The following is a 274-nucleotide window of genomic DNA, read 5'->3' on the forward strand; positions in this document are numbered from 1 at the left end:
GGATCCTGAGGCCGGGGCAGCGAGGGCGAGATAGGGTAGAGCGCGCATGTACGGCGGTCTCGCTGGCCGGAGCTACGCCACGGCCGCCTCGGGGCCTGGCATCATTCCGGACATCACCCGGATCGTTGCTTTCGCCTGGTGTAGGCGCATCCGTGCATCGTGATCGGACACGCCCCGGATGTTGCTGCACCGGGTTAGGATGCCGGTCGTCTCAGCCACTTCCTCGATCGCCGTGGCCATCAAGAACTCTGTGGGGCCACGTTCCGCGAGCTCG

The 274-nt window shown here is 66.4% G+C and carries 1 protein-coding gene; it reads right to left on the reverse strand.

Going from position 1 to position 274, the window contains the following annotated elements; all coding sequences use genetic code 11:
* Positions 1-72: 72 nt before the first annotated feature.
* On the reverse strand, positions 73-274 hold a 202-nt coding region (locus MFF64_RS36845; RefSeq protein ID WP_238193981.1), incomplete at its 5' end, for a hypothetical protein.

The organism is Methylobacterium frigidaeris (genome assembly GCF_022179185.1).
Lineage (GTDB): Bacteria > Pseudomonadota > Alphaproteobacteria > Rhizobiales > Beijerinckiaceae > Methylobacterium > Methylobacterium frigidaeris.